Source organism: Roseomonas elaeocarpi, from assembly GCF_042433915.1.
Lineage (GTDB): Bacteria > Pseudomonadota > Alphaproteobacteria > Acetobacterales > Acetobacteraceae > Roseomonas > Roseomonas elaeocarpi.
The window spans coordinates 181,518-203,715 of record NZ_JBHLUN010000008.1; the positions used below are offsets into that span (position 1 = coordinate 181,518).

General features: G+C 73.6%; 23 protein-coding genes. 11 read left to right on the forward strand and 12 right to left on the reverse strand.

Going from position 1 to position 22,198, the window contains the following annotated elements; translation table 11 throughout:
* Window positions 1–514, forward strand: a 514-nt coding sequence (locus tag ACFFGY_RS12280) for a response regulator transcription factor (RefSeq protein ID WP_377044786.1), incomplete at its 5' end; no start/stop codon positions are given.
* Window positions 515–577: 63 nt separating this feature from the next.
* Here ACFFGY_RS12280 and ACFFGY_RS12285 read toward each other — a convergent pair.
* The 6 genes from ACFFGY_RS12285 to ACFFGY_RS12310 all read right to left on the reverse strand — a co-directional run bounded on the left by ACFFGY_RS12285 (window position 578) and on the right by ACFFGY_RS12310 (window position 6,766).
* Window positions 578–1,405: a CheR family methyltransferase gene (locus ACFFGY_RS12285; protein ID WP_377044787.1), complete on the reverse strand. Its 828-nt coding sequence runs from the start codon at window positions 1,403–1,405 to the stop codon at window positions 578–580.
* The gene (gene cheB / locus ACFFGY_RS12290) at window positions 1,402–2,535 is read right to left on the reverse strand and encodes a chemotaxis-specific protein-glutamate methyltransferase CheB (RefSeq protein WP_377044788.1); all 1,134 of its coding nucleotides are present in this window, start codon (window positions 2,533–2,535) and stop codon (window positions 1,402–1,404) included. Before cheB ends, ACFFGY_RS12285 begins: the two co-directional genes overlap by 4 nt.
* Window positions 2,532–2,906, reverse strand: coding sequence for a response regulator (locus ACFFGY_RS12295; protein ID WP_456316162.1), 375 nt, complete (start codon window positions 2,904–2,906; stop codon window positions 2,532–2,534). Before ACFFGY_RS12295 ends, cheB begins: the two co-directional genes overlap by 4 nt.
* Before the next feature lie 13 nt (window positions 2,907–2,919).
* Complete coding sequence (locus tag ACFFGY_RS12300) at window positions 2,920–3,405, reverse strand: chemotaxis protein CheW (RefSeq protein WP_377044790.1); 486 nt, start codon at window positions 3,403–3,405, stop codon at window positions 2,920–2,922.
* Between the two features lie 10 nt (window positions 3,406–3,415).
* Window positions 3,416–6,061, reverse strand: a complete 2,646-nt coding sequence (locus tag ACFFGY_RS12305) for a hybrid sensor histidine kinase/response regulator (protein WP_377044791.1) — start codon at window positions 6,059–6,061, stop codon at window positions 3,416–3,418.
* Window positions 6,062–6,172: 111 nt separating this feature from the next.
* Complete coding sequence (locus ACFFGY_RS12310) at window positions 6,173–6,766, reverse strand: histidine phosphotransferase family protein (protein WP_377044792.1); 594 nt, start codon at window positions 6,764–6,766, stop codon at window positions 6,173–6,175.
* Between the two features lie 248 nt (window positions 6,767–7,014).
* On the opposite strand from ACFFGY_RS12310, the gene ACFFGY_RS12315 reads away from it, so the two are divergent.
* The 6 genes from ACFFGY_RS12315 to ACFFGY_RS12340 all read left to right on the forward strand — a co-directional run bounded on the left by ACFFGY_RS12315 (window position 7,015) and on the right by ACFFGY_RS12340 (window position 12,004).
* Window positions 7,015–7,245 carry a DUF3553 domain-containing protein gene (locus ACFFGY_RS12315; protein ID WP_377044793.1) on the forward strand — a complete coding sequence of 77 codons (231 nt, stop codon included), beginning with the start codon at window positions 7,015–7,017 and terminating at the stop codon, window positions 7,243–7,245.
* 192 nt (window positions 7,246–7,437) lie between these two features.
* Window positions 7,438–8,430 (forward strand): GTP 3',8-cyclase MoaA, encoded by a 993-nt coding sequence (moaA, locus tag ACFFGY_RS12320; protein ID WP_377045044.1) that lies wholly within the window; start codon window positions 7,438–7,440, stop codon window positions 8,428–8,430.
* 17 nt (window positions 8,431–8,447) lie between these two features.
* Window positions 8,448–8,822 (forward strand): hypothetical protein, encoded by a 375-nt coding sequence (locus ACFFGY_RS12325; RefSeq protein ID WP_377044794.1) that lies wholly within the window; start codon window positions 8,448–8,450, stop codon window positions 8,820–8,822.
* 143 nt (window positions 8,823–8,965) lie between these two features.
* The gene (locus ACFFGY_RS12330; RefSeq protein ID WP_377044795.1) at window positions 8,966–10,018 is read left to right on the forward strand and encodes a phytanoyl-CoA dioxygenase family protein; all 1,053 of its coding nucleotides are present in this window, start codon (window positions 8,966–8,968) and stop codon (window positions 10,016–10,018) included.
* Window positions 10,019–10,178: 160 nt separating this feature from the next.
* Window positions 10,179–11,612, forward strand: coding sequence for a replication-associated recombination protein A (locus ACFFGY_RS12335; RefSeq protein ID WP_377044796.1), 1,434 nt, complete (start codon window positions 10,179–10,181; stop codon window positions 11,610–11,612).
* The gene (locus ACFFGY_RS12340; RefSeq protein ID WP_377044797.1) at window positions 11,609–12,004 is read left to right on the forward strand and encodes a fluoride efflux transporter FluC; all 396 of its coding nucleotides are present in this window, start codon (window positions 11,609–11,611) and stop codon (window positions 12,002–12,004) included. The genes ACFFGY_RS12335 and ACFFGY_RS12340 overlap by 4 nt, the downstream gene beginning before the upstream one ends.
* On the opposite strand, the gene ACFFGY_RS12345 is transcribed toward ACFFGY_RS12340, so the two are convergent.
* From ACFFGY_RS12345 to ACFFGY_RS12365, 5 genes are all read right to left on the reverse strand, one after another.
* Entirely contained in the window at window positions 11,992–12,381 is a 390-nt protein-coding gene (locus tag ACFFGY_RS12345; protein WP_377044798.1) for a c-type cytochrome, read from the reverse strand. The two genes, ACFFGY_RS12340 and ACFFGY_RS12345, sit on opposite strands and share 13 nt — an antisense overlap.
* Window positions 12,382–12,506: 125 nt before the next feature.
* Window positions 12,507–12,977 (reverse strand): GlcG/HbpS family heme-binding protein, encoded by a 471-nt coding sequence (locus tag ACFFGY_RS12350; RefSeq protein WP_377044799.1) that lies wholly within the window; start codon window positions 12,975–12,977, stop codon window positions 12,507–12,509.
* Window positions 12,978–13,047: 70 nt separating this feature from the next.
* Window positions 13,048–14,043, reverse strand: a complete 996-nt coding sequence (locus tag ACFFGY_RS12355) for an amidohydrolase family protein (RefSeq protein WP_377044800.1) — start codon at window positions 14,041–14,043, stop codon at window positions 13,048–13,050.
* A gap of 460 nt (window positions 14,044–14,503) precedes the next feature.
* Complete coding sequence (locus ACFFGY_RS12360) at window positions 14,504–15,295, reverse strand: MBL fold metallo-hydrolase (protein ID WP_377044801.1); 792 nt, start codon at window positions 15,293–15,295, stop codon at window positions 14,504–14,506.
* A gap of 346 nt (window positions 15,296–15,641) precedes the next feature.
* Window positions 15,642–15,923, reverse strand: a complete 282-nt coding sequence (locus tag ACFFGY_RS12365; RefSeq protein ID WP_377044802.1) for a hypothetical protein — start codon at window positions 15,921–15,923, stop codon at window positions 15,642–15,644.
* A gap of 206 nt (window positions 15,924–16,129) precedes the next feature.
* Here ACFFGY_RS12365 and ACFFGY_RS12370 point away from each other — a divergent pair, with 206 nt between their 5' ends.
* The 4 genes from ACFFGY_RS12370 to ACFFGY_RS12385 all read left to right on the forward strand — a co-directional run bounded on the left by ACFFGY_RS12370 (window position 16,130) and on the right by ACFFGY_RS12385 (window position 20,858).
* Window positions 16,130–17,098, forward strand: a complete 969-nt coding sequence (locus tag ACFFGY_RS12370) for an RluA family pseudouridine synthase (RefSeq protein ID WP_377044803.1) — start codon at window positions 16,130–16,132, stop codon at window positions 17,096–17,098.
* On the forward strand, window positions 17,098–19,707 hold the full coding sequence (locus ACFFGY_RS12375) for an AsmA family protein (protein WP_377044804.1): 2,610 nt from the start codon (window positions 17,098–17,100) through the stop codon (window positions 19,705–19,707). The genes ACFFGY_RS12370 and ACFFGY_RS12375 overlap by 1 nt, the downstream gene beginning before the upstream one ends.
* Window positions 19,708–19,878: 171 nt before the next feature.
* On the forward strand, window positions 19,879–20,586 hold the full coding sequence (locus ACFFGY_RS12380) for an ATP12 family chaperone protein (protein ID WP_377044805.1): 708 nt from the start codon (window positions 19,879–19,881) through the stop codon (window positions 20,584–20,586).
* On the forward strand, window positions 20,583–20,858 hold the full coding sequence (locus ACFFGY_RS12385) for an acylphosphatase (protein WP_377044806.1): 276 nt from the start codon (window positions 20,583–20,585) through the stop codon (window positions 20,856–20,858). Before ACFFGY_RS12380 ends, ACFFGY_RS12385 begins: the two co-directional genes overlap by 4 nt.
* Window positions 20,859–21,036: 178 nt before the next feature.
* Here ACFFGY_RS12385 and ACFFGY_RS12390 read toward each other — a convergent pair whose 3' ends face one another.
* Complete coding sequence (locus ACFFGY_RS12390) at window positions 21,037–21,948, reverse strand: DUF817 domain-containing protein (protein ID WP_377044807.1); 912 nt, start codon at window positions 21,946–21,948, stop codon at window positions 21,037–21,039.
* Between the last annotated feature and the right edge of the window lie 250 nt (window positions 21,949–22,198).

Below are 22,198 nucleotides of genomic sequence, written 5' to 3' on the forward strand. Positions count from 1 at the left end.
GCGGATCGACACCCCGGTGCTGATCCTGTCGGGCCTGTCGCGGCCGCAGGCCAAGGTGAAGGGCTTCGGCATGGGCGCCGACGACTTCATCGTGAAGCCCTTTGACCAGAGCGAGCTGATCGCCCGCATCCACGCCATCGTGCGGCGCGCCAAGGGCTTCTCGCAGCCCACGCTGCAGATCGGCGACCTCACCCTCGACCTCAACGCCCGCGAGGTCAGCGTCAACGGCCGCCTGGTGCACCTGACCGGCAAGGAATACGCGACGCTGGAGCTGCTGACCCTGCGCCGGGGGGCGGTGCTGACCAAGGAAGCCTTCCTGAACCACCTGTACGGCGGCATGGACGAGCCCGAGGTGAAGATCATCGACGTGTTCATCTGCAAGCTGCGCAAGAAGCTGTCCCAGGCCGGCGCCGCCGACCTGATCGGCACCGTCTGGGGCCGCGGCTACGTCATGCGCGACCCGGCCCAGGCCGCACCCCGCGCGATGCCCGCGGCCGGTCGCGTCGCCGCCTGATCCAACCGCTGCCGCGCAGGCCCCGGGCGCAAATCCGGGGCGAGCGCCCGGCGGGCAGGCCATTCAGCCCGCCGCACCCTGCCGGCCGCGCAGCACGTGCGGCCCACGCTCACCGGTCACCGGCACCAGCCGCTCGGTGATGCCCAGCACGGTTTCGGCACCGCCCAGGTAGAGCACGCCGTCGGGCAGCAGCCGGTCGGCCAGCGCTTCCAGCACGCGCCGCTTGGTGGGCGCGTCGAAGTAGATCAGCACGTTGCGGCAGAAGATCACGTCGAAGCTGCCGCGCCCGGCATGGTTGTCCAGCAGGTTGCCCTGCTCGAAGCGCACCATCGCCCGCAGCGCCGGCGATATCTGCCAGCGCGTGCCGTCCTGGCGGAAGTGCTTCACCAGCATCTGAATCGGCAAGCCGCGCTGCACCTCGAACTGGGTGAAGACGCCTTCCTGCGCCCGCGCCACCACCTCGCGGCTCAGGTCGGTGCCCAGGATCTCCGCCGGGCGCCCGCCCAGCTGCGCCGCGAGGTCGCTCAGGATCATCGCCACCGAGTAGGCCTCCTGCCCGGTGGAACAGGCGGCCGACCAGATGCGCAGCCGCTGCCCGGGCGACCGCGCGGCGGCCAGCTTCGGCAACACGCCGCGCAGATGGTCGAAAGGCTTGCCGTCGCGGAAGAAGGAGGACTCGTTGGTGGTCAGCGCCTCGGTCACGGCGCGCGCCAGCGGCTCCGCCCCCACGCCCTGCAGCTTCGCCGCCAGCGCGTCGAGCCCGCTCAGCCGGTTCTCCCGCAGGATGCCCGACAGGCGGGTGTCGAGCATGTAGCCCTTGTCCTCGCCCAGCACGATGCCGGAGCGCGCGCGCACCAGCGTGGCAATGGTGTTGAAGGCAGCGGGGCTCATGCCCGTGCTCCGGCCAAGGTGGCCTCGCGGCTCCACGCCTGCTGGCCGATCCGCTCCGCCAGGGCCTCAGGCGGCAGCAAGGCTTCCGCCAGCCCCGCGCGCGCGACCGCCCCCGGCATCCCCCAGACCACGGAGGACGCCTCGTCCTGCGCCAGCACGGTGCCGCCCGCCGCCGCCACGGCCCGGCATCCCGCCAGCCCGTCCGAGCCCATGCCCGTCAGGATCGCGGCCAGCACGCCGCCGCCGCAGCAGCGCACCAGGCTTTCCAGCATCGGATCCACGGCGGGGCGGCAGAAGTTCACCGGCGGGTCCTCGGTCAGCCGGGCCACCAGCCCTTCCGCGCCACGCTCGACGACGAGGTGCCGGTCGCCCGGCGCCAGGTAAAGACGGCCGGGCAGCAGGCGCTCGCGATCCACCGCCTCCGCCACCGGCAAGACGCCCAGCCGGCCGAGATGGTCCGCCAGCATCGCCGTGAAGCCCGCCGGCATGTGCTGCACCACCACCACCGGCACCGGCGGCACCGGGCGCAGCGCCCGCACCAGCGCAGCCAGCGCCTGCGGCCCGCCAGTGGAACAGCCGATCGCCAGCACCTGCGCCGCACCGCGTCCCGCCGCCCGGACCGGCCGCGGCGCGGCAACCGCTGGCATCGCCGGGGCGCCCGTCGTCCGGCCGCGACGCATCCGCCCCCAGCCCTTCACCTTGGCCAAGAGCTCGGCCCGGAACACCGGGTCGTTGATCCCGCCCGCCGCCGCGCTGGGCTTGGGCACGTAGTCGGAGGCGCCGGCGCGCAGCGCCGCCATGGTCACCGCCGCGCCGCGCTGCGTCAGCGCCGAGGCCACGATCACCTGCGGCCGCGGCTCGGTGCGCAGCAGCAGCGGCAGCACCGTCATGCCATCCATCACCGGCATCTCGAGGTCGAGTAGAACCACCTCCGGCCGTTCCTCTGGCGCCATCGCCGCCACCGCGCTCAGCGCCGCGCGGCCGTCGCCGGCGCGCGCCACGACGCGCACGGCCGGGTCGGCCTCCAGCACACGGGTAAAGGCGGCGCGCGCGGCCAGGCTGTCGTCGCACAGCATCACCCGGACGGGCGCCGCGGCACCGGCGGGGTCGTTTCCTGCGATGCTGCTCATGCGCCGGCGCCGAGGCCCAGCGCCGCCAGCTTGTCCGCCAGGATCGCCTCGTCGAAAGGCTTCATGATGTATTCCTGCGCCCCCGCTTCCAGCGCCACCACGATGCGCTCCATCGCGGCCTCGGTAGTGCAGAGCATCACCAGCGGTTCGGCCGCGCCCCATTCCGCCCGCAGCGCGCGCAGGCAGCTGAGCCCGTCCATCACCGGCATGTTCCAGTCGAGCAGCACGAGGTCCGGCAGCGCGGCGCGGCAGGCCGCCACCGCCTCGGCGCCGTCCTCCGCCTCGCGCACGGCGAAGCCCTGCGCTTCCAGCATCCGCCGCGCGGCCTTGCGCACGACGCGGCTGTCATCCACCACCAGGCACTCGGGCACCGCGCGAACTCCCTCAGCCGATCGCGAGGACGCGCTCGACATCGAGCAGGATCAGCAGACTGCCCTCGCTGCCCGGCACGTCGCGGCACACGCCGCGCGACACGTCGCGCCAGGCGGCATCCAGCGTCGCGGGATTGGCGACCACGGTGTTGAGCGACAGCGCCACGACGTCGCCCACCACGTCCACCAGCAGCGCGTAGAGCTCGTTCTGATGCTCCACCACCACCGACATCGCGGGGGCCGCGCCGGCCTCCCGGTCCGGCAGGCCCAGGCGGCGGCGCAGTTCCACCGCGGTGACGATGCGCCCGCGCAGGTTCAGGCTGCCCGCCACCTCGGGCGGTGCCAGCGGGATGCGGGTGATCGCCTGCGGCCCCAGCACGTCGCGCACGCTGTGCACCGGCACGCCGCAGAGCTGGCCCGACACGGTCAGCGTCAGGAACCCCTCGGTCGCGTCGGTTGCCGCCAGTGCCGCGGGGCGCACCCGTTCGATCACGCTCATGATGCCCTCCTCAACCCGCCGTCGCGGCGCGCGTCGGGCGCACGGCGAGGCACTGTTCCAGCGAAAGCAGCAGCGCCTCGCGGTTGAACTTGCCGACGTAGTCGCTGAAGCCGGCATCGCGTCCGCGCCGCACCGCCTCGGGCTCGATGCGGGAGCTCAGCGCGATCATCGGCAGCTCCGCCCAGAGGCCGCCCTCGCGCACCGCGCGCGCCAGCCCCAGCCCGTCGAGCTCCGGCATCTCGATGTCGGACACGATCACGTCGAAGATCTCGCCCGCGTCGCGCAGCCGCAGCGCCTGCGCGCCGGTGTCCACCGCCGTCACCTCGTAGCCCGCGGCCGAAAGGGCCGGCACCACGAGGCCGCGGAAGAAGCCGCTGTCCTCGACCACCAGCAGGCGAGGACCGGCGGCCTTGCCGGCGCTCTTGCCGAACCAGTTCCCCCCCGCCTGCGCGAGCCACCAGGAACAGTCGAGGATCTCGGTCGCCTTGCCGGCGATCACCGCGGTGCCGAGAAAGCCCGGCCGGCTGGCGCCGTGCTCGATGATCATGCGCTCCTCCATGACGTCGAGGATGCTGTCCACCATCAGGCCCATGGCGTGGTCGTTGTCGATGAACACCAGCACCGCCTGGCGCGTGCCGGCGGCGCCGGGCGTCCAGCCGGGCGAGAGCGGCACCAGCGGCATCAGCTGCCCGCGATACTGCACCAGCCAGCGCTCGCCGGAGCGCTCGATGCGCTCGCTCTCGATATCCTCCAGACGCGCCACCAGGCCCAGCGGCACCGCCTTGGGCGTGGCATCGCCGGCGGAAAACAGCAGCAGCGCCTGCGCCGCGTCGGCGCGACGCGCGGTTTCCACCACGCGCTTGGGTCCCTCGCTGCCCCGGTCGAGGCCGACGCCCGCGGTGCGCGCGATGCCGTTGGTGTCCAGGATCATGATGACCGAGCCGTCGCCCAGGATAGTGTTGCCGCTGAACACCGTCAGGTGCCGCAGGATCGGCGCCACAGGCTTCACCACGATTTCTTCGGCGTCGAAGACGCGGTCCACGATCAGGCCGAACAGGTCGGCGCCGACCTGCGTCACCACGACGAAGCCCTCTTCCTCCACCGCGTTCTCGTCGAGGCGCAGCAACCGGCTCAGCGACACCAGCGGCAGGAGGCGGTCGCGCAGCCGCATCACCGCGGCGTCCTTGATGCGCTCGATCCGCGCGCCGGTGCCGCCGACGCGCACCAGTTCCAGCACGCCGATCTGCGGGATCGCGAAGCGCTCGCCGCCCGCCTGCACCACCAGCGCCGAGACGATCGCCAGCGTCAGCGGGATCTTCACGGTAAAGGTGGAGCCGAAGCCTTCGCGCGAGCGCACCTCCACCGTGCCGCCGATGCGCTCGACATTGGTTTTCACCACGTCCATGCCGACGCCGCGCCCCGAAACTGACGTGATCGCGGCCGCCGTCGAGAAGCCAGGGTGGAAGATCAGCCGCTGCACCTCGCGCTCGCCCATCGCGGCGAGCTCGGCCTCGCTGGCGAGACCCTGGCTCAGCGCCTTGGCGCGGATGCGCTCGATCGCGAGGCCGCGGCCGTCGTCGCCGACCTCCAGGATGATGTGCCCACCCTCGTGATAGGCGTTGAGGATGATGCGCCCGACCTCGGGCTTGCCCGCGGCGCGCCGCCCCTCGGTGGTTTCCAGCCCATGGTCGGCGCTGTTGCGCACCATGTGCGTCAGCGGATCGCGGATCAGTTCCAGCACCTGCCGGTCCAGCTCCGTGTCGGCGCCGTGCATGTCGAGCTCGATGCGCTTGCCGAGTTCGTGCGACAGGTCGCGCACGAGGCGCGGCAGCTTCTGCCAGGCATTGCCGATCGGCTGCATGCGCGTCTTCATGACGCCTTCCTGCAGGTCCGAGGTGATGTGGCTCAGGCGTTGGAGCGGCACCGACAACTCGCTGTCGCCGCGCGCACGGGCCACCTGCAGCAGCTGGTTGCGGGTCAGCACCATCTCGCTGACCAGCATCATCAGGTCTTCCAGCACCTCCACCGAAACGCGGATGGTCTGCGGCGCGGCGATGGCGCCGCCCGCGACGGGTTCCTCCAGCGCGGCGGGCGCGTGCTCGGCGGGTTCGGCCGCCGCGGCGGGCGGTGCTGCGGTGTCCGGCGGGGTGGCCGCCAGCGACGGAACGGCCGGCGATGGGTTGACCGGTGACGGGGCGCCCGAAGCCGGGGCAACCGGCGCCGGGGCCGCTGCGGCAGCGGCAGGTCTCGGCGCCGGGGTGGGCGAGGCTTCCGGCAGGCGCCCCTCGAAGGCGGCGTCGAGCTGCGCGATCAGCGCGTCGTCGTCGCCGGCGGGCTCGGCACCCGTCGCCTCGATCCCGGCCACGATCAGCCTGATGCGGTCCAGCGCCGAGAGCACCAGCGTCACACCGCCCGTGGTCACCGGCAGCGTGCCGTCGCGGTAGCGGCCGAGCACGTTCTCGGCCGCGTGCGCCACGCGCTCCAGCCGCGGCAGGCCCAGGAAGCCGCAGGTGCCCTTGATGGTGTGCACCAGCCGGAAGATCTCGCCCAGCGTCGGCCGATCGTCGGGTGACCGTTCCAGCCGCAGCAGCGCGTCGTCGAGCGCCACCAGCCCTTCGTTGGTTTCCGTCAGGAAATCGGCGATCAGTTCGTCCACGCCTGCCCCGTCCATCGTGTGTCGGACGGTAGGATGCGGCCGCGACCCCGAAGATTCGGTGAAGATCGCCGCCCCCGGGACAATTCGGGGGCAGCGTAACGGCCCTCTGCCTCAGGCGGCGCGCAGCACCAGCGCGTCCAGCCCCTCGGGAACGGGCGCGGGCCGCAGCACCCGCCAGCCGGCCGCCTCGGCCAGGCACAGCAGCAGCGGCAGCAGCACGCCGCGCGGGCCGGAGGAACGCCCGGCCACCGCGTCCTCCTGCGCCAGCGCCTCGGTCCAGGCGGCGTTGCGCCCTTCCGGCCGGACCCGCACGCCGTCCGGGCCACCGGACAGGTGAACGGTGCCGCCGCGCGGCAGCGCCTCGGCGCCCAGCATGGCAGCCGCCAGCACCGCGCGCGCCGCGTCGGCCGGCAGCTCCGCTTCGGCCAGCGCCGTGCCGTCGATCCGGGTGCGGCCGCCGGCATGGGCGCCGTCGAGCAGCTGCAGGATCTCGGCCCGGCCCATCGGCCCGGCCCCGGCGCCGGCCACCGCGCGCCAAAGGCGCAGCCGCCAGTTCAGCGCCTCCATCCCTTCGCGCGCGACCTCCACCGCCTCGGGCGTCTGGTCGATCAGGTCCAGCGCGCCGGTCACGCCGCCGAGCGGGCCGCCGAGGTCGTGGCAGAGCCGGGCGCAAAGATCCTGCGTCAGCGCCAGGTCGCAATTCATCGTGGAACCATCCTTCGGTATTCGCTCGTACGCCCCGTTTGAACCATCGGGCTGAAATCGCCGTTAAGGCCGCCGTGGCGCGAATCGGCGAACCCCGTCCGGGCTGGCCAGCGGCCCCGGCGCGGTGCAACCTCGCCCAAGGCGCGGCGGGCCGCCAGCGTCGCGAAACGGCGCCGCCCCGTGGCGGAACCCGCTTCGCGACCGCGGACGGCCACGGGGCGCCTGAACCACCCGAAGGAGGGCACGGGATGAGCGACCTGATCGAGCCCGGCATGCGGGTGCGCCATCCGGGCCAGCCCGACTGGGGCCTGGGCCAGGTGCAGTCCGTGTCCGGGGAGCGCGTGACGGTGAACTTCGAGCATGCCGGCAAGCTGCTGATCAACACCGCGGCGGCCCCGCTGGAGGTGGTGCACGAAACGCATCCCCATGGGCATCCCCACGACCATGCGCACGGCGCCGGCAAACCCGGGCGCGGTTGAAGCGTTGCACGCCCTACATGCCTCGCGTTTCCCCTGCCCCGCCGGCTGCGCGGCGACGGGGCTTGCGGCGCCCCCGGCTGCCCGCCACATGCCTTTCGTGACCAGGACCCGCTTGCCCCAACCATGTCCGCTCTTCCGCTGACCCTCGCCTCCCGTACGGCGGACAGCATCAGCCTTCCGCGCCCGGCGCCGCTGGTGGACCCGTTCGGCCGGCAGGTGAGCTATCTCCGCGTGTCGGTGACGGATCGCTGCGACCTGCGCTGCGTCTACTGCATGGCCGAGGACATGAGCTTCCTGCCCAAGGCCGAGGTGCTGACGCTGGAGGAACTCGACCGGCTGTGCGGCGCCTTTATCGACCTGGGCGTGGAGCGGATCCGCCTCACGGGCGGTGAGCCGCTGGTGCGCAAGAACGTGATCTCACTGTTCCGCTCGCTCGGCGCCCGCATCGGCGACGGAGGTCTGCGGGAACTGACGGTCACCACCAACGGCACGCAGCTCCGGCGCATGGCGGACGATCTGTTCGCGGCCGGCGTTCGGCGCATCAACGTGTCGCTCGACACGCTCGACCCGGCCGCCTTCGCCGCGGTGACGCGCTGGGGCAAGCTCGATCAGACGCTGGAGGGCATCTTCGCCGCCCGCGCCGCGGGGCTGAAGGTCAAGATCAACGCCGTGGCGCTGAAGGGTGTCAACGAGCACCAGTTCGACCAGATGATCCGCTGGTGCGGCGAGAACGGCTTCGACCTGACCCTGATCGAGACCATGCCGCTGGGCGAGATTTCCGGCGACCGCACCGACCAGTACCTGCCCCTTTCCGAAGTTCGGCGCGACCTGCGCCAACGCTGGACCCTGGACGAGAGCGCGCACCGCACCGGCGGCCCCGCGCGCTACTACACGGTGCGCGAGACCGGCGGGCGGCTCGGCTTCATCACGCCGCTGACCCACAATTTCTGCGAGGGCTGCAACCGCGTCCGCCTCACCTGCACCGGCACGCTCTACATGTGCCTGGGCCAGGACGACGCGGCCGACCTGCGCAAGGTTCTGCGCGATCCCGCCGTGGACGAGGCCGGCCTCCACGCCGCCATCCGCGAGGCGATCACCCGCAAGCCCAAGGGCCATGACTTCGTGATCGACCGCCGCGACGCGCGCCCCGCGCTTGGCCGACACATGTCCGTCACGGGCGGCTGAGGGAGCCCCGCGCGCCGATGCTGCCGTCCGATCTCGTGAGCCACCTCGCCATTCCCGGCCTGCCGGAATGGAGCGGCCTCGTCGTGCTGCTGGTGATCCTGCTGGCCGCGGTCTGCTTCCTGCTGATGCCCTTCAGCGTGTTCGGCGTGAAGGGCAGGCTCGAAAGCATCGAGGCGCAGCTCGACGAGATCCAGGACGAGCTCCGCGCCCTGGCCAACCGCCTGCCCGACTCGGCGCCGCGCCGCCTCGCCCCGCAGGAAGGCTGGGAGGACCCGCCCTCGATGCAGCCCGTGGCCGCGCGCGACCCGCGCCCGCTGCGCCACGTCCCGCCCGTTCCCCCGCCGCCGGAGGTTCCCGGGCGCGGCGTGCGTCAGGAACCGCGCTTCCGCTAGGCGCCGGCCCGCGGCCATCGCGCGGGGCCGGGCCCCGCTGCGCCCCCGGCGCCTTCCCGGCCATCGACCGGCGAAGCCTTTCCTCTTTCCACGGTGCGCCGGATGCCTATTCTCCAGAAGCTCAGTTCAAGTTCCGAGGCCACGTGACCGCTGCCCTCAGCCCCGCCCGCTGGCTGCTGCTGCCCTGGCATGCCGCGCAGATCCTGACCGGCCGCAAGAGCTTCGCCGGCAACCAGATCCTGGGCAGCGAGACGCTGAATCGCCGTGGCCTGCATGTCTGGCGGACGCGCCTCGCCCATGCCCTGGCCGACCGCCGCCGCGCCCGCCTCGCCCACCTGGTGAGCGAGGGGGATCGCGAGGATTTCCGCCGCGACGGCTTCGTGTGTCGCCCCGACTTCCTGCCGCCCGACCGCTTCCAGGCGCTCACCGAACAGCTCGCCGCCCTGGCGGTGCCCGCGCGCGAGATGCGCGAAGGCGACGCCGTCACCCGCCGCATCGCCGTCACCCCGGCCCTGCTGCGTCAGGCGCCGGCGCTGCGCGACCTGCTGGAATCCCCCACCTGGCGCGGGCTGACCCGCTACGTCGGCAGCTTCGACACGGAGCCGATGGTCTACATCCAGACCATCTTCGCCAAGGCCGACCCGGGCAGCGCCGAGGACCCGCAGACCAGCCTGCACATCGACACCTTCCACCCCACCATGAAGGCCTGGTTCTTTCTCCACGACGTGGCGGATGACGAAGGGCCGCTGACCTACGTCGCGGGGTCCCACCGCCTCACCCCGCGCCGTCTCGCCTGGCAGAAGCGCCGCTCCGTCGAGGCCACGCGGGCCGGCGCCGGCAGCAAGGGCGGTGCCTTCCGCCTCGATGCGCGGGAACTGCCGCGGCTGCGCTGGCCCGCGGCCCGGCGCTTCGCGGTGCGCGGCAACACGCTGGTGGTGGGCGACACCGGCGGCCTCCATGCCCGGGCCTACTCCCCCAAGGCCACGGTGCGAGTGGAGATCTACGCCTACAGCCGCCCGGCGCCCTTCAACCCGCTGACCCGCTCCGGCCCCTACAGCATCCCAGCGATCGGGCGGCGGCAGGTCGGCGTGTACTACGCGCTGCACGACCTGCTGGTGCCGCTGCGGCTGATGCGCCGCACCTGGCGCCGCACGCCGCCGGTCTCGCCCACCGCACCGCGCCCGGAGTGGGACTAGCACCACGGGAACGGCAGGAGTCGATCGGGCGGGACAGGGCGGGCAGCGACTTTCGGCCGGAGGGCCGAGTCGGGACGGCTCCATCTGCCGGACGGATGCCGATCAAGATGCGAAGCCGCTGCCCTAGGGTCCGCCGCCGCCCCGCGCTATCTTGCCACCCATGCCGCCCAAGCGCGTTCCCGAAGCCCCGCCCGACCTGTTCGGCACGCCACCCTCGTCCGACGCTTCCGGCGGCGCCACCAGCGACGCCCCTGGCGACACTCCCTGGGGCACCCAGCCCGCTGCCACCACCAGCCCCCTCGCCGACCGCCTCCGCCCCCGCACGCTGGCCGAGGTCGTCGGCCAGGACCACCTCCTCGGCCCCCCCGGGAAAAAAGCCGGCTCGCTGCGCCGGATGCTGGACCGCGGCGCGCTGGCTTCGCTGATCCTCTGGGGCCCGCCCGGCGTCGGCAAGACCACGATCGCCCGCCTGCTCGCCGCCGAGGCAGGCTTACGCTTCGCCGCCATCTCGGCGGTGTTCAGCGGCGTGGCCGATCTCAAGCGGGCCTTCGACGAGGCTCGCACCCGCGCCAGCAACGGCACCCGCACCCTGCTCTTCGTGGACGAGATCCACCGCTTCAACCGCGCCCAGCAGGACGGCTTCCTGCCCTTCGTGGAGAACGGCACCGTCACCCTGGTCGGCGCCACCACGGAAAACCCGTCCTTCGCGTTGAACGGCGCGCTGCTGTCGCGCTGCCAGGTGCTGGTGCTGCGCCGCCTCGACGACGCGGCGCTGGAACTGCTGCTCGCCCGCGCCGAGGCGGAGGCGGGCCAACCCCTGCCCCTGGACGAGGCCGCCCGGGCCGCCCTGCGCGCCATGGCGGACGGCGACGGCCGCTACCTGCTCAACATGGCCGAACAACTCCAGGCCTTGCCCGAGAACACCGCCCCCCTCGACCCGCGCGCGCTGTCGGAGCTGCTGGCGAAGCGCGCCGCGCTCTACGACAAGGACCGGGAGGAGCACTACAACCTCATCTCCGCGCTGCATAAGTCGCTGCGCGGCTCCGATCCCGACGCCGCGCTCTACTGGTTCGCGCGCATGATCAAGGGTGGCGAGGACCCGCGCTTCATCGCCCGCCGCCTCCTGCGCTTCGCCTCCGAGGACGTGGGCGCCGCCGACCCGGCCTCGATCCACCTGGCCCTGGCCGCCTGGCAATCCTATGAGCGCCTGGGCTCCCCGGAAGGCGAGCTCGCCCTGGCGCAGCTCGTGCTCCACCTGGGCTCGGCGCCCAAGAGCAACGCCGCCTACACCGCCTGGAAGGAAGCGCAGGTCGCGGCCGCCGATACCGGCTCGCTGATGCCGCCCGCCCATATCCTCAACGCGCCCACCAGGATGATGAAGGAGCTCGGCTACGGCTCCGGCTACCGCTACGACCACGAGGAGGAGGACGCCTTCTCCGGCCAGAACTACTTCCCCGACGGCATGGAGCGCCGGCGCTTCTACCGCCCCACCGATTGTGGCGCCGAGGCCCGCGTCGCCGCCCGCCTCGAACACTGGGAAGAACTGCGCGCCGAGCGCCAGACCAACGCGCCACGACGCGAGGACACGCCATGACCCCCTTCGCCCCGCAGCTCCTGGCCCTGGTGGCACTGGGCGGCGCCATCGGCTCCATCGCGCGCTACGCCGTGGGCATCCTGGCGATCCGTTGGCTCGGCGCCGGGTTCCCCTGGGGGACGATGGCGGTGAACGTCGCGGGCAGCGCCATCATCGGCCTGCTGGGCGGCGCCATCGCGTCGGGGCTGCCGATGAGCAACGAGATGCGGCTGCTGGCGATCACCGGCTTTCTCGGCGGCTTCACCACCTTCTCCTCCTTCTCGCTCGACACCGGGACGCTGTTCCTGCGCTCGCCGGTGCTGGCGGCGGGCTACGTGGCGCTGACGCTGGCGGGCGGGCTGCTGGCCTTCGCGCTGACCTTCGAGGCGATGCGGCGCTCCTACTCCCCCTGAGTCCCAGGCCCGGAACCCGGCAGCGGCAGCCTCGATCCCTTGGTGCCGAGATAGGCGATCAGGTCCGCGCGCTCCCAGGCATCGTGCACGCCCGGGAAGATCATGTGGGTGCCCGGGGCGAAGCGCTGCGGGTTTTCCAGCCAGGCGTTCATCCGCTCCACGTCCCAGCGGCCACCCACGGAGCGCAGCGCGTAGGTGTAGCTGAACCGCGGACGGTTGCTCGCGATCGGGGCGCCGAGGACGCCGTACAGGTTCGGCCCGTTGCCGTCCGGCGCCCCCTGGCTGACCGTGTGACAGGCGGAGCAAGGGCCGAACAGGCGCGCCCCGTTGCGGGCATCGGCCCTGGCCAGCAGCGCCGCCACGGGGGCGCCCGGCATGGGCGGCCGCTCGGGCCTCCCCGCCCCGGAGCGGAGGTAGAACACGCCCGCTCCCACGGCCAGGAGGCAGCCCAGGATAACCGCCGGGTACGCCCGCCCCATCACCGCCCTGCCCTGCCCAAGCTTCACTCGGGCAACGCGGCACGCCCCTTCTCGGCCAGGGCGACGTCGTGCTGCGGCGTGTCGACGGACACGCCGATGGCACCCACCACCTGCCCGTCCACCACCAGCGGCAGCCCACCGGCCATCATGTTGAAGCCCGAGGTAATCGCCGCGGCGCGCGGACCGTTGATGGCATCCTCGAACGCCGCGGTGGGCCGCCGGAACAGGGCGGCGGTGCGCGCCTTGCCCGGGGCGATCTCGGCCGAGGCCGGGGCGCCGCCGTCGAGCCGCACCATGGCCAGCAGCGCGCCCCCGGCATCCGCCACGGCGATGGACCCCGCCCAGTTGTTGGCGCGCGCCTCCTTTTCCGCGGCGGCCAGGACCGTGCGGGCGGCCTCCAGCGTCAGCACCGGCTGGCGCGGCAGCTCGGCGGCGCGCAGCGCGGTGCCGGGCAGGAGGAAAAGGGCGGCGGCAAGGGCGGCGGGGCGGTGCATGGCGTTCTCCACTCGGATGACGCGGGGTGTCTGCCCCAGCTTCGCTGCCCGATCCATTGGTCGGAATGCCTCAGGACATTCTGAGCACCTGCTGGAAGTTGCCCCCCAGGATGGCGCGCTTTTCCTCGTCGCCGATGCCCTGGGCGCGCAGCACGTTGTCCACCGTGTCGGGCCAGACATAAGGCATGTCGGAGCCGTAGAGGATCTGGCCGGGCCCCATCTCCGCCACCAGGTGACGGATGCCCTGTTCGGAGAACACCATGCTGTCGGCCATGATCTGGTCGCGCAGGTACTCGGATGGCCGGCGCCGGTTGAGGCAGCCGGCAGCGGGCCGCACCTCGCAGGCCACCTCGACGCGCCCGAGATAGGACGGCAGGTAGCCGCCGGCATGCGCGGCGATGATCCGCAGGCGGGGAAAGCGGTCCAGCGTGCCGTCGAAGATCATCCGGCTCAGGAACATGGTGGTTTCGAGCGGGTTGCCGATGACGTTGCCGAGCTCGCCGCGCCCTTCCCAGGCGCGCGCCGGCACCAGGTTCTGCGCGCCGTCGGGGTGCATGAACACCGGCACGTCCAGCTCCACCACCTTGGCCCAGAACGGGTCGAACCGCGGGGCGGACAGCATCTCGCCCCGGACGTGGCCGCCCACCGAGGCGGCGCGGGCACCGAGGTTGCGCACCGCGTACTCGATCTGCTCCGCCGCGAGGTCCGGGAACTGCACCGCCGGCGAGGACGCGGCGAGGAAGCGGCCGGGATAGGCGTGGCAGAGCTCCGCCAACCCCTCGTCCTGCAGGCGGACAACCCGTGCCGCGAGGTCGCGGTCGGCCTCGTACCACCAGTAAACGTTCACCGAGAGCAGCGCCACGTCGATGCCGCGCGCGTCCATCGCCGCGATCCGGTTCTGCCCGATCACCAGCGAGGGCGGCGCGATCGGCCGGTCGAAGGCCGTGCCACGGATCGCCTCGCTGACCGCCGGAAAGGCGCAGTGGGCATGAACGTCGCAGACCGGCGCCCGCCTGCCACCGATCGAGACCGGGCGCGGCGAGGCGGGCGCGTCCGCGGCGAGCAAGGGCACCGTTCCGCAACGGCAGCCGACGAACACGGCACCCGCGGCACCCAGCAAACCACGACGCCCGATCCTGGCCATCCGGTGTTTCCCCTTCCGCGCTGCGGGGCGAGATGCCCCATGCCGCGGCACAACCGCCGCGCGCTGGGCCAGCCCATTAGATTCGATATCGTAATGTTATTCGGCGCGGGATCGGCGGGCAAGAGCGGGGCGGCACGACTGCTCCAACGGCGCCGGGCTTGCCTCAGGCCCGCAGCCTCGGCCGCGGCTCGAAGCGCCTCGCGGGCTCACCCCACGCGTCCGCGCCTCAGCCGCTGCCCCCGACTAAAGGCAGGCCCGCGATGAACCGCGACAGCCGCGATCTTCCCATGCTCCCCCGGCCGGGCTCCCCTGGCCGGGCTCCCCTGGCCGGGCTCCCCTGGCCGGCCGCCACCGGCTGCCGGACCGGCCGTGTCCGCGGGCGCTAGGGGGAATCGAGGCCCGCCACGTGCCCGCCGACCACGAGCCATCCGTTCTCCCGCACCTGTCGCAGGACCTCGCGCCGCGTCCGCTCCGCCGCGTCCCCGTCGAAGTCCCATTCCGTCCGCACCGCCGGGTCGCGCCCTTGCAGCCCGGCGAAGTGCAGCGTGTCGCCCAGGATCAGCAGCACGCCTTCGGGCCCTTCCAGCCGGTATCCCGAATGTCCCGGCGAATGTCCCGGCATGGGCACCAGCGTGACGCCGGGCAGCACCTCGCCCGCGCCGATCTCCCGCACCCGGTCACCGTAGGCGCGCCCCACCTGCGCCGCGATGTCGAAGGCGCCGCGCTTGCCGTCCGGCGCGGCCTCGCGCGCCGCCGGGTCGCGGAAGTGCTGCCAGTCCACCGCCGGCACCCAGACCTCCGCGCGGGGGAAATAGGCGCCCTCGCCCTCCAGCAGCCCCAGCGCGTGGTCGGAATGGACGTGCGTCAGGATCACCCGGTCCACCGCCTCCGGCCCCATCCCCCGCTCACGCAGCAGGTCGCGCAGCCGGCCGAACGCCTCGCCCCAGGCGGTGCCGCAGCCCGCGTCGATCAGCGACACGCCCTCGGGGCCGCGCAGCAGGAAGGCGTTGACGGGAATGCGAAGATCCTCGTCGCGTACCCCTTCCAGCAGCCGCGCCAGCGCCGCATCGCCCCCGCCGTGCCGCAGGACGCCGCGCGGCACGTCGAAGATCCCGTCGATCAGCACCTCGACCTCGTTGGGGCCGAAGCGGCGCACCGTCCCGGTCTGGCTCATGCGGTGACTCCCTTGCCGCGCGAAGGCGCGGGCGGCGAGCCTCCGCCCGCGCCGCGCCGGCCGCAAGGCATCGTCCCGCCCGGCCCGACATCGCCCGCCGCACCCGGCCAGGCGGCGCGTCAGCCCGCGCCACCGCGTCCCCCAGAGCCGGCCGCTCCTGGGAGGCAGCGTCGGATAAAAGAATATATTCCTTTACATGCCCGACGCGCGCCGCTAGGCTTCGCGCAGATGCCGCAGCCACGCGCCCGGCGGCCGTGCGCGTGTCCCCTCCGCCGGGGGCGCCCCAGTTGCCCGCGGCACCGCCCGGTCTCCGCCGTTCCCGCGCCCTGGCGCGGCTCCTGGCCTCTCAGTCTTCACTCGCCTCCTCACCCGCCGGTTCCGCCGGCCGGACTTGCGCCTGCCGCCGCATCGTGGCCTGCCGCCCGTCGCGCAGCGCCTGGGCGTCGAGGCCCAGGGCGCTCGCCGCCGTGCCCGGCGCCACCAGCGCCACGGGCCAGAGCACCAGCGCCCCCTGCGACACCTGGACGCGGAAATGCGTGGGCCAGTCCAGCACCTCCAGCGCCGCGCCCGGGATGGTGAGCTGGTTCTTGGCGGTCAGCTTGGCGAGAGAGCGGCTGGTGCGGGCCATGGCGGGTCTCCTGCGTGTGAAGGAAGTAAGATGGTAAGGTAGTAAGATAGTAAGGAATATATTCCTTAAAGCCAAGGCTTTTCGCCGGCGCCCTCGGCCGTGCCCCTCAACGACGTCCCTGCGACACGCCCCTTGCGGCACGCCCCTCTGGCAAGCCCCCTTTGCGCTCGCCCGCCCGGCCACCCTGGTTTAAACCCCGCCGCATCATGAGTTTCGCCACCCGCACCGTGTCCGAGGACGAGGCCGAGATCCGCCTCGACCGCTGGTTCCGCCGGCATCACCCTGCCCTCACCCAGGGCGCCCTCCAGAAGATGCTCCGCACCGGGCAGATCCGCGTGGACGGCCGGAAGGCCGAGGCCAACACCCGCCTCAGCCCCGGCCAGGAAATCCGCGTGCCCCCCATGCCCGAGGCCCCGGCGCCCAAGGCCGAGCGCCCGGTGTCCGACCGCGACGCGGCGATGCTGGAACGGCTGGTGATCCACCGGGATCGCTCGGTGCTGGTGCTGGACAAGCCGCACGGGCTGGCGGTGCAGGGCGGCCCGGGCATCACCCGCAACCTCGACGCCATGCTCGATGCCCTGCGCTTCGAGGCCGAGGAACGGCCCCGCCTGGTGCACCGCCTCGACCGCGACACCTCGGGCGTGCTGCTGCTGGCGCGCACCGCGACCGCCGCCACCAAGCTCGCCGCCGCCTTCCGGGGTCGCGACGCGCACAAGACCTACTGGGCGGTGGTGGCGGGCGTGCCGACGCCGCGTGACGGCCACATCAACATGCCGCTCAGCAAGCAGGCCGGCCTGCGTGGCGAGCGCGTGGCGCCGGCCGAGGATGGCGAGGGCACGCGCGCCTTCACCGACTACCGCACCGTCGACGCCGCGCGGGGCTACGCCGCCTGGCTGGAGATGAACCCGCTGACCGGCCGCACCCACCAGCTGCGCGTCCACGCGGCCTCGGCGCTGAAGTGCCCGATCGTGGGCGACGGCAAGTATGGCGGCTCGGCCGCGCATCTCGAGGATCTGTCGGGCGAGTTGCACCTCCATGCCCGCGCCATCGCCGTGCCGCACCCCGAGGGCGGCACGCTGGAGGTTTCGGCCCCCCTGCCGCCGCACATGAACGAGACCTTCGCCTTCCTGGGCTTCGACCGCCCGAAAACCCCCGCCCCGCGCCGGACCCGCTGATGCGCCGCCGTTGGTGGGTTGTTGGCGGGGTCGTGGTGGCCCTGCCGGTGCTGGCGGCCGGGGCCGCGCAAACGCTCTTGAATGGCGAGGCGCTGCGGACGCGACTGGAGGCTGCCGTGACCGAGGCCACCGGCCGCCGCTTCACGCTGAGCGGCCCGGTCTCGCTCAAGCTGTCGCTGGTGCCGACCGTGGTGCTGGACGGGCCGAGCCTCGCCAACGCGCCCGGCGGCTCGCGGCCCGCGATGCTGGCCGCGCAGCGCGTGGAGGCCGAGGTCGCGCTACTGCCGCTGCTGCAGCGGCGCATCGACGTCCGCCGCCTCGTGCTCGAAGCGCCCGATCTGCTGGTCGAGAGCGACCGCGACGGACGCCTGAACTGGCGCCTGTCGCGCCCGCCCGCCGGGACGGCCGCCGCGACCCCGCCGGCCAACCTGGCGCAGGGTGCCCCCGCCCAGCCCGCGCCGGGTCATGTCACCCCAGGTCAGGCCACCCCAGGCCAGGCCACCTCAGGTCAGGCCACGCCGGCGCAGCCCGCATCGGATCGGGCCACGCCCGGCCAGCCCGCCCCCACGGCGCGCGCCACGATCCCCGCCGCCGGCGGCGGCTCGGCCTGGGAGGTGGTCCTGCACGAGGTCGTGCTGCGCGACGGCCACGCCACCTGGCACGACGCGCGCAACGGGCGCGACGAGGCGCTGGCCCTGCCGGTGCTCGACCTGTCCACCGACGCCGAGAACGCGACGCTGCGTGCCACTGGCACCGTGGTGGCGCGCAACCTCGCCCTGCGGCTCGACGCCCGGGGCGGCACCCTGGCGGCGCTGCTGCATCCTGCCCCCGGCGGCACCTGGCCGATCGAGGCGGATCTGAGCGCCGAGGGGCTGGACGCCACGCTCAACGGCGCCCTGGCGGAAACCAGCTGGAACGCGCACCTCGCCGTCACGGCGGACCGGCTGGACCGCCTGTCCCCGGCGCTGCCGGGCGCCGCGCTGCCCGAGGCGCGCGATCTCGCGCTCGGGGCCGATCTTTCGCCCGCCGGCATCGCCGAGGCACGGCTGACGGCGGCCAGCCTCGACCTCCGCGGCTGGGTGCCGGAACTGCGGCTGACGGATGTGTCCTTCTACGCCCCGCGCGGGAATGCGGCGATCGCGGCCTCCGGTGCCGCAGTGCTGCACGCCCTGCCGCTGAGCTGGAACGCTTCGCTGCCCCCGGCCGACCAGCTGCGCGGCGGCCCGGCCCCGGCGGGGTGGCCGCTGCAGCTCTCGATCAACGGCGACGACCTGGCCCTCAGCGCGGAAGGCACCGTCGCCGGACCGCGGCTCGACGGCGCCGCGCTGCGGCTCAACGCGCGGGTGAACGATCTGGGCCGGCTGGGCAGCCTGGCGGGGCGTCCGCTGCCGGGCCTGCGCGACGTGACCGCCTCGGCGCGCCTCGACACGGCGGAAGGCTGGCTCAGGCTCGACGACCTGGCGCTGCACGCGGCGCAGCTTCAGGGCGGCGGGAGCCTTCGCTTCCGTCCGGGCGCCGTGCCGGCGGTGGGGGCGGAGCTGCGCTTCAGCGACCTCGACCTGGATACCATTGCGCCGCCGGCGCCGGCGGTCGCGCTGCCGGCAGCACCGGCCGAGACGCAGGCCGCCCCGCCGCAGGCGCCCGCCGCCCCGCAGCCCCCGGCCCTGCCGGCGGCACGGCCCGGCCGGCGCGTGATCCCGGACGTTCCGCTGCCCTTCGACCGGCTGCGGCGGGTCGAGGCGGATGCGACGCTGGCGGTGACGCGGCTGCGCGCCGGCGGGATCGACTGGCGCGATGGCGCGGCCACGCTGTCGCTGCATGACGGGCGGCTGCGGGCCTCGCCGGTCACGGTGAACGGCGCCGGCGGCCCCCTCTCGCTCGACCTCACGGCGGACGGCAGCGCCAGCCCCGGCGCGGTCGCGATCCGACTGGCGGCGCCCTCGCTCGACCTTGGCGCGGTCACCGCGGCGGCGGCGCTGCCGGGCGGCGTCAGCGGCACGCTGGAAGCCGAGGCGGCGCTCACGGCACGCGGCAACAGCCTCGCGGAGCTGGCGGCGACGCTGGACGGGCCGCTCGGCCTGGCGCTGGCCAACGGGCGGATCGACCTGCGGCTGCTGGACCGCTTCGGCGGCGACCTGCGACGGCTGCTCCTGCCAAACGCGCCGGCCAACGGCAGCGAGGCGCTGCGCTGCTTCGCCCTTCGCCTGCAGGCGGCCGAGGGCGTGGCGCGGGCGCAGGCGATGCTGCTGGAAACCGACATCGCCAGCGTGTTGGGCTCCGGCCTCGTGGACCTCCGGCAGGAACGGCTCGACCTCAGGCTACTGCCCCGCGCGCGCATCGGCGGGCTGGGGCTGACGCTGCCGGTGATCGTGGACGGGGCGATGGCCGCCCCGCGCCTGCGCCCCGACGGCGGCGGCGCCGCGGCCGCCGGGGCCGCGATCCTGCAGGACCTGGCCGGCGACCGCCCGCCAGCGCCCGAGGAAGCGGGCTGCGCCGCCCAGCTGCGGATCGCCCGCGGCGGCCGCGACGGCCCGGTGCCCGAACCGGCCGCGGGCGGGCGGGCCAGCACCAGCATGGGCGACCTGCTGCGCGGGCTGCTGACGCGCTGACATCCCCGGCCGGGAACGGCTGTGGTCGGCGCCGACGGACGCTCCCACCGTCGTCCCGCCGCGGCCGGCGAGCCGTGGCGGCCGCGGCGGGACGACGGTCGGGCAACGCCCACGCGCCCGTCCACGCCGGCACGGTTGGCCCCGCGGCGGCTTCTGCGGTACAGCACCGGAATGAAGCGTTTCTGGGACCGTGCCGAGGTCGCCGAGGTTGTTGGCGGCTTCTCGATCACCCTCGATGGACGCCCGATGCGCCTGCCCGGCGCCGGGTCGCTCACCCTGCCGAACCGGGCGCTGGCCGACGCAGTCGCGGAGGAATGGGGCGCCGCCGGCGGCGCCAAGGGTGGCGAGATGTCGCTGGAGGACGTGCCGCTGACGCGGCTGGCCGCCACCGCGGTCGACCGCATCGCGCCCGACCCCGCGCCCACGGTGCGCGAGATCAGCCGCTACGGCGAGAGCGACCTCCTGTGCTACCGCGCCACGGACCGGGTGCTGGCGGCGCAGCAAGCCGCCGAGTGGGACCCCCTGCTCAACTGGTGCGACGCGCGGCACGGCGCGCGGCTGCGCAGCACGACCGGCATCATGCACCTCGCCCAGGACCCGGCGGCGCTGCAGGCGCTGCACCGCGTGGTGGGCGGCTTCGTGCCGCTGGAACTCGCGGCGCTGGGCATCGTGGTGCCGGCCACCGGCTCGCTCGTGCTGGGGCTGGCGCTGGCGGACGGACAGATCGATGCGGTGGCGGCGCACCGGCTGGCCACTCTCGACGAGACGCACCAGGAAAGCCTTTGGGGCGAGGATGCCGAGGCCCTGGCGCGGCGCGAGCGCATGGCGGCCGAGGTGGCGCTGGCGGCACGCCTCCTCAGCCTGGCGCACGCCGCATGAGCGCGCGACTCGTTCGGGTGGCGGGGCGGGTGCAGGGCGTGGGCTACCGCGACTGGCTGCTTCGCGTGGCCGAGGCGCACGGGCTGTCGGGCTGGGTCCGCAACCGCGCCGACGGCACGGTGGAAGCGCTGCTCTGCGGCGAGGAAGCGGCGGTGCGCGACGTGCTCTCGCTGTGCCGGCGCGGCCCGGCGCTCGCGCGGGTGGACGAGCTGCGCGAAAGCTTCGCCGAGCCGCCGGTGGAGCCGGGCTTCCACCGTCGCCCCACGCTCTGAGGCGGCGGAGCGGAGCCGCGCGCCCCGGTTGCGCCGGAAGGTTCTGCCTGCCCCCGCCGTGACGACCGCTCGCGGGACCACCGCGCGCACGGCCCCCGATCACGGCGCCGGCCTCATTGGTGAACGGGGGTCGCCATTCTCACCCCGCCTTCAACGCCAGCGTGGCGCCGTCGGCGCGTCAGGCGGGTTCCGCCCGGGCCTCCCGCGGCATCGGGCGCGGGCCGTGCACGGCGGACACCATCACGTAGCTGATCAGCATCAACAGGAACCAGGAGCCGAACTTCGCCAGGCTCACCGGTGACCAGCCCGCCGCCTGCGACGGGTAGATCCAGGCCCTGGTGAAGGTGCCCAGGTTCTCGGCGAACCAGATAAACAGCGTGACCAGCAGGAAGCCGAGCAGCAACGGCATGCGGCGGTAGGCGCGCCACATCCGGAAATGCACGGTGGTGCGGCCGAACAGCACCGCGGCGCCGAGGAACAGCGCCCAGCGCATGTCCGCGACGGCGTGGTGGGTGAAGAAGTTCAGGTAGATCAGCACCGCCAGCACCAGCGTCGCGCGGAACGGCGGGTGTCGCGTGAAGCGGAAGTCGAGCAGGCGCCAGATACGCGCGAGGTAGGAGCCCACGGCGGCGTACATGAAGCCGGTGAACAGCGGCACGCCGCCGATGCGCAGGAGGCTCGGCTCCGGATAGATCCAGGAGCCCATCGCGGTCTTGAACACCTCCATCGCCGTGCCGACGAGGTGGAACAGCAGGATGACCTTGGCTTCCTCGACGGTTTCCATGCGCAGCAGCAGAAGTGCTGCCTGTATCGCGAGCGAGGCCAGCACCAGCGCGTCGTAGCGCGCCACCGGCGCGTCGGCCGGGTACCACAGGTGCGTTCCCAGCATCAGCAGCAGCATCAGCGCGCCGAACAGGCAGGCCCAGCCCTGCTTGATGCCGAAGCGCAGGAACTCGTAGAGCCCGGCCGCCAGCGGTCCGCGTGCCGCCGCGGCATCGCCCAGCCGCCGCTCCGCCGCGGTGAAGCGGGCGATCGGCGGCCAGAGCCGGGCGGCGCTGCCACGCGCCTGCCAGGGAGGAGGAAGCGCCACGCCGAGGTCCCGCCTGATGGATGCGCGACCCTAGCCGCTGCCGCGCGTCCCGGCCATGCCGCAGGGCCATGGATCGCCCTTGCGCCCCCGCCCGCCGCGGGCCATATGGCGGGTGCCGGCGGTTCTCGCCGGATAGCTCCCTGACGCGTGCGGGCCGCCTCCATCATGGCCCTCCCAGGAGCCATTCCCGTACTGGGCCGCCGCTCGCGTCGTTCGCGGCCCGCTCGAAGTGCCCCGCACCATGCCGGGC

What these genes read in the sequence shown, in the direction of transcription:
- ACFFGY_RS12285 (WP_377044787.1), bottom strand. Translation starts at nt 1,405, where the DNA reads ATGAGCCCCGCTGCCTTCAACACCATTGCCACGCTGGTGCGCGCGCGC.
- cheB (WP_377044788.1), bottom strand. Translation starts at nt 2,535, where the DNA reads ATGAGCAGCATCGCAGGAAACGACCCCGCCGGTGCCGCGGCGCCCGTC.
- ACFFGY_RS12300 (WP_377044790.1), bottom strand. Translation starts at nt 3,405, where the DNA reads ATGAGCGTGATCGAACGGGTGCGCCCCGCGGCACTGGCGGCAACCGAC.
- ACFFGY_RS12310 (WP_377044792.1), bottom strand. Translation starts at nt 6,766, where the DNA reads ATGAATTGCGACCTGGCGCTGACGCAGGATCTTTGCGCCCGGCTCTGC.
- ACFFGY_RS12315 (WP_377044793.1), top strand. Translation starts at nt 7,015, where the DNA reads ATGAGCGACCTGATCGAGCCCGGCATGCGGGTGCGCCATCCGGGCCAG.
- ACFFGY_RS12325 (WP_377044794.1), top strand. Translation starts at nt 8,448, where the DNA reads ATGCTGCCGTCCGATCTCGTGAGCCACCTCGCCATTCCCGGCCTGCCG.
- ACFFGY_RS12335 (WP_377044796.1), top strand. Translation starts at nt 10,179, where the DNA reads ATGCCGCCCAAGCGCGTTCCCGAAGCCCCGCCCGACCTGTTCGGCACG.
- ACFFGY_RS12340 (WP_377044797.1), top strand. Translation starts at nt 11,609, where the DNA reads ATGACCCCCTTCGCCCCGCAGCTCCTGGCCCTGGTGGCACTGGGCGGC.
- ACFFGY_RS12345 (WP_377044798.1), bottom strand. Translation starts at nt 12,381, where the DNA reads ATGCCGGGCGCCCCCGTGGCGGCGCTGCTGGCCAGGGCCGATGCCCGC.
- ACFFGY_RS12350 (WP_377044799.1), bottom strand. Translation starts at nt 12,977, where the DNA reads ATGCACCGCCCCGCCGCCCTTGCCGCCGCCCTTTTCCTCCTGCCCGGC.
- ACFFGY_RS12360 (WP_377044801.1), bottom strand. Translation starts at nt 15,295, where the DNA reads ATGAGCCAGACCGGGACGGTGCGCCGCTTCGGCCCCAACGAGGTCGAG.
- ACFFGY_RS12365 (WP_377044802.1), bottom strand. Translation starts at nt 15,923, where the DNA reads ATGGCCCGCACCAGCCGCTCTCTCGCCAAGCTGACCGCCAAGAACCAG.
- ACFFGY_RS12370 (WP_377044803.1), top strand. Translation starts at nt 16,130, where the DNA reads ATGAGTTTCGCCACCCGCACCGTGTCCGAGGACGAGGCCGAGATCCGC.
- ACFFGY_RS12375 (WP_377044804.1), top strand. Translation starts at nt 17,098, where the DNA reads ATGCGCCGCCGTTGGTGGGTTGTTGGCGGGGTCGTGGTGGCCCTGCCG.
- ACFFGY_RS12380 (WP_377044805.1), top strand. Translation starts at nt 19,879, where the DNA reads ATGAAGCGTTTCTGGGACCGTGCCGAGGTCGCCGAGGTTGTTGGCGGC.
- ACFFGY_RS12385 (WP_377044806.1), top strand. Translation starts at nt 20,583, where the DNA reads ATGAGCGCGCGACTCGTTCGGGTGGCGGGGCGGGTGCAGGGCGTGGGC.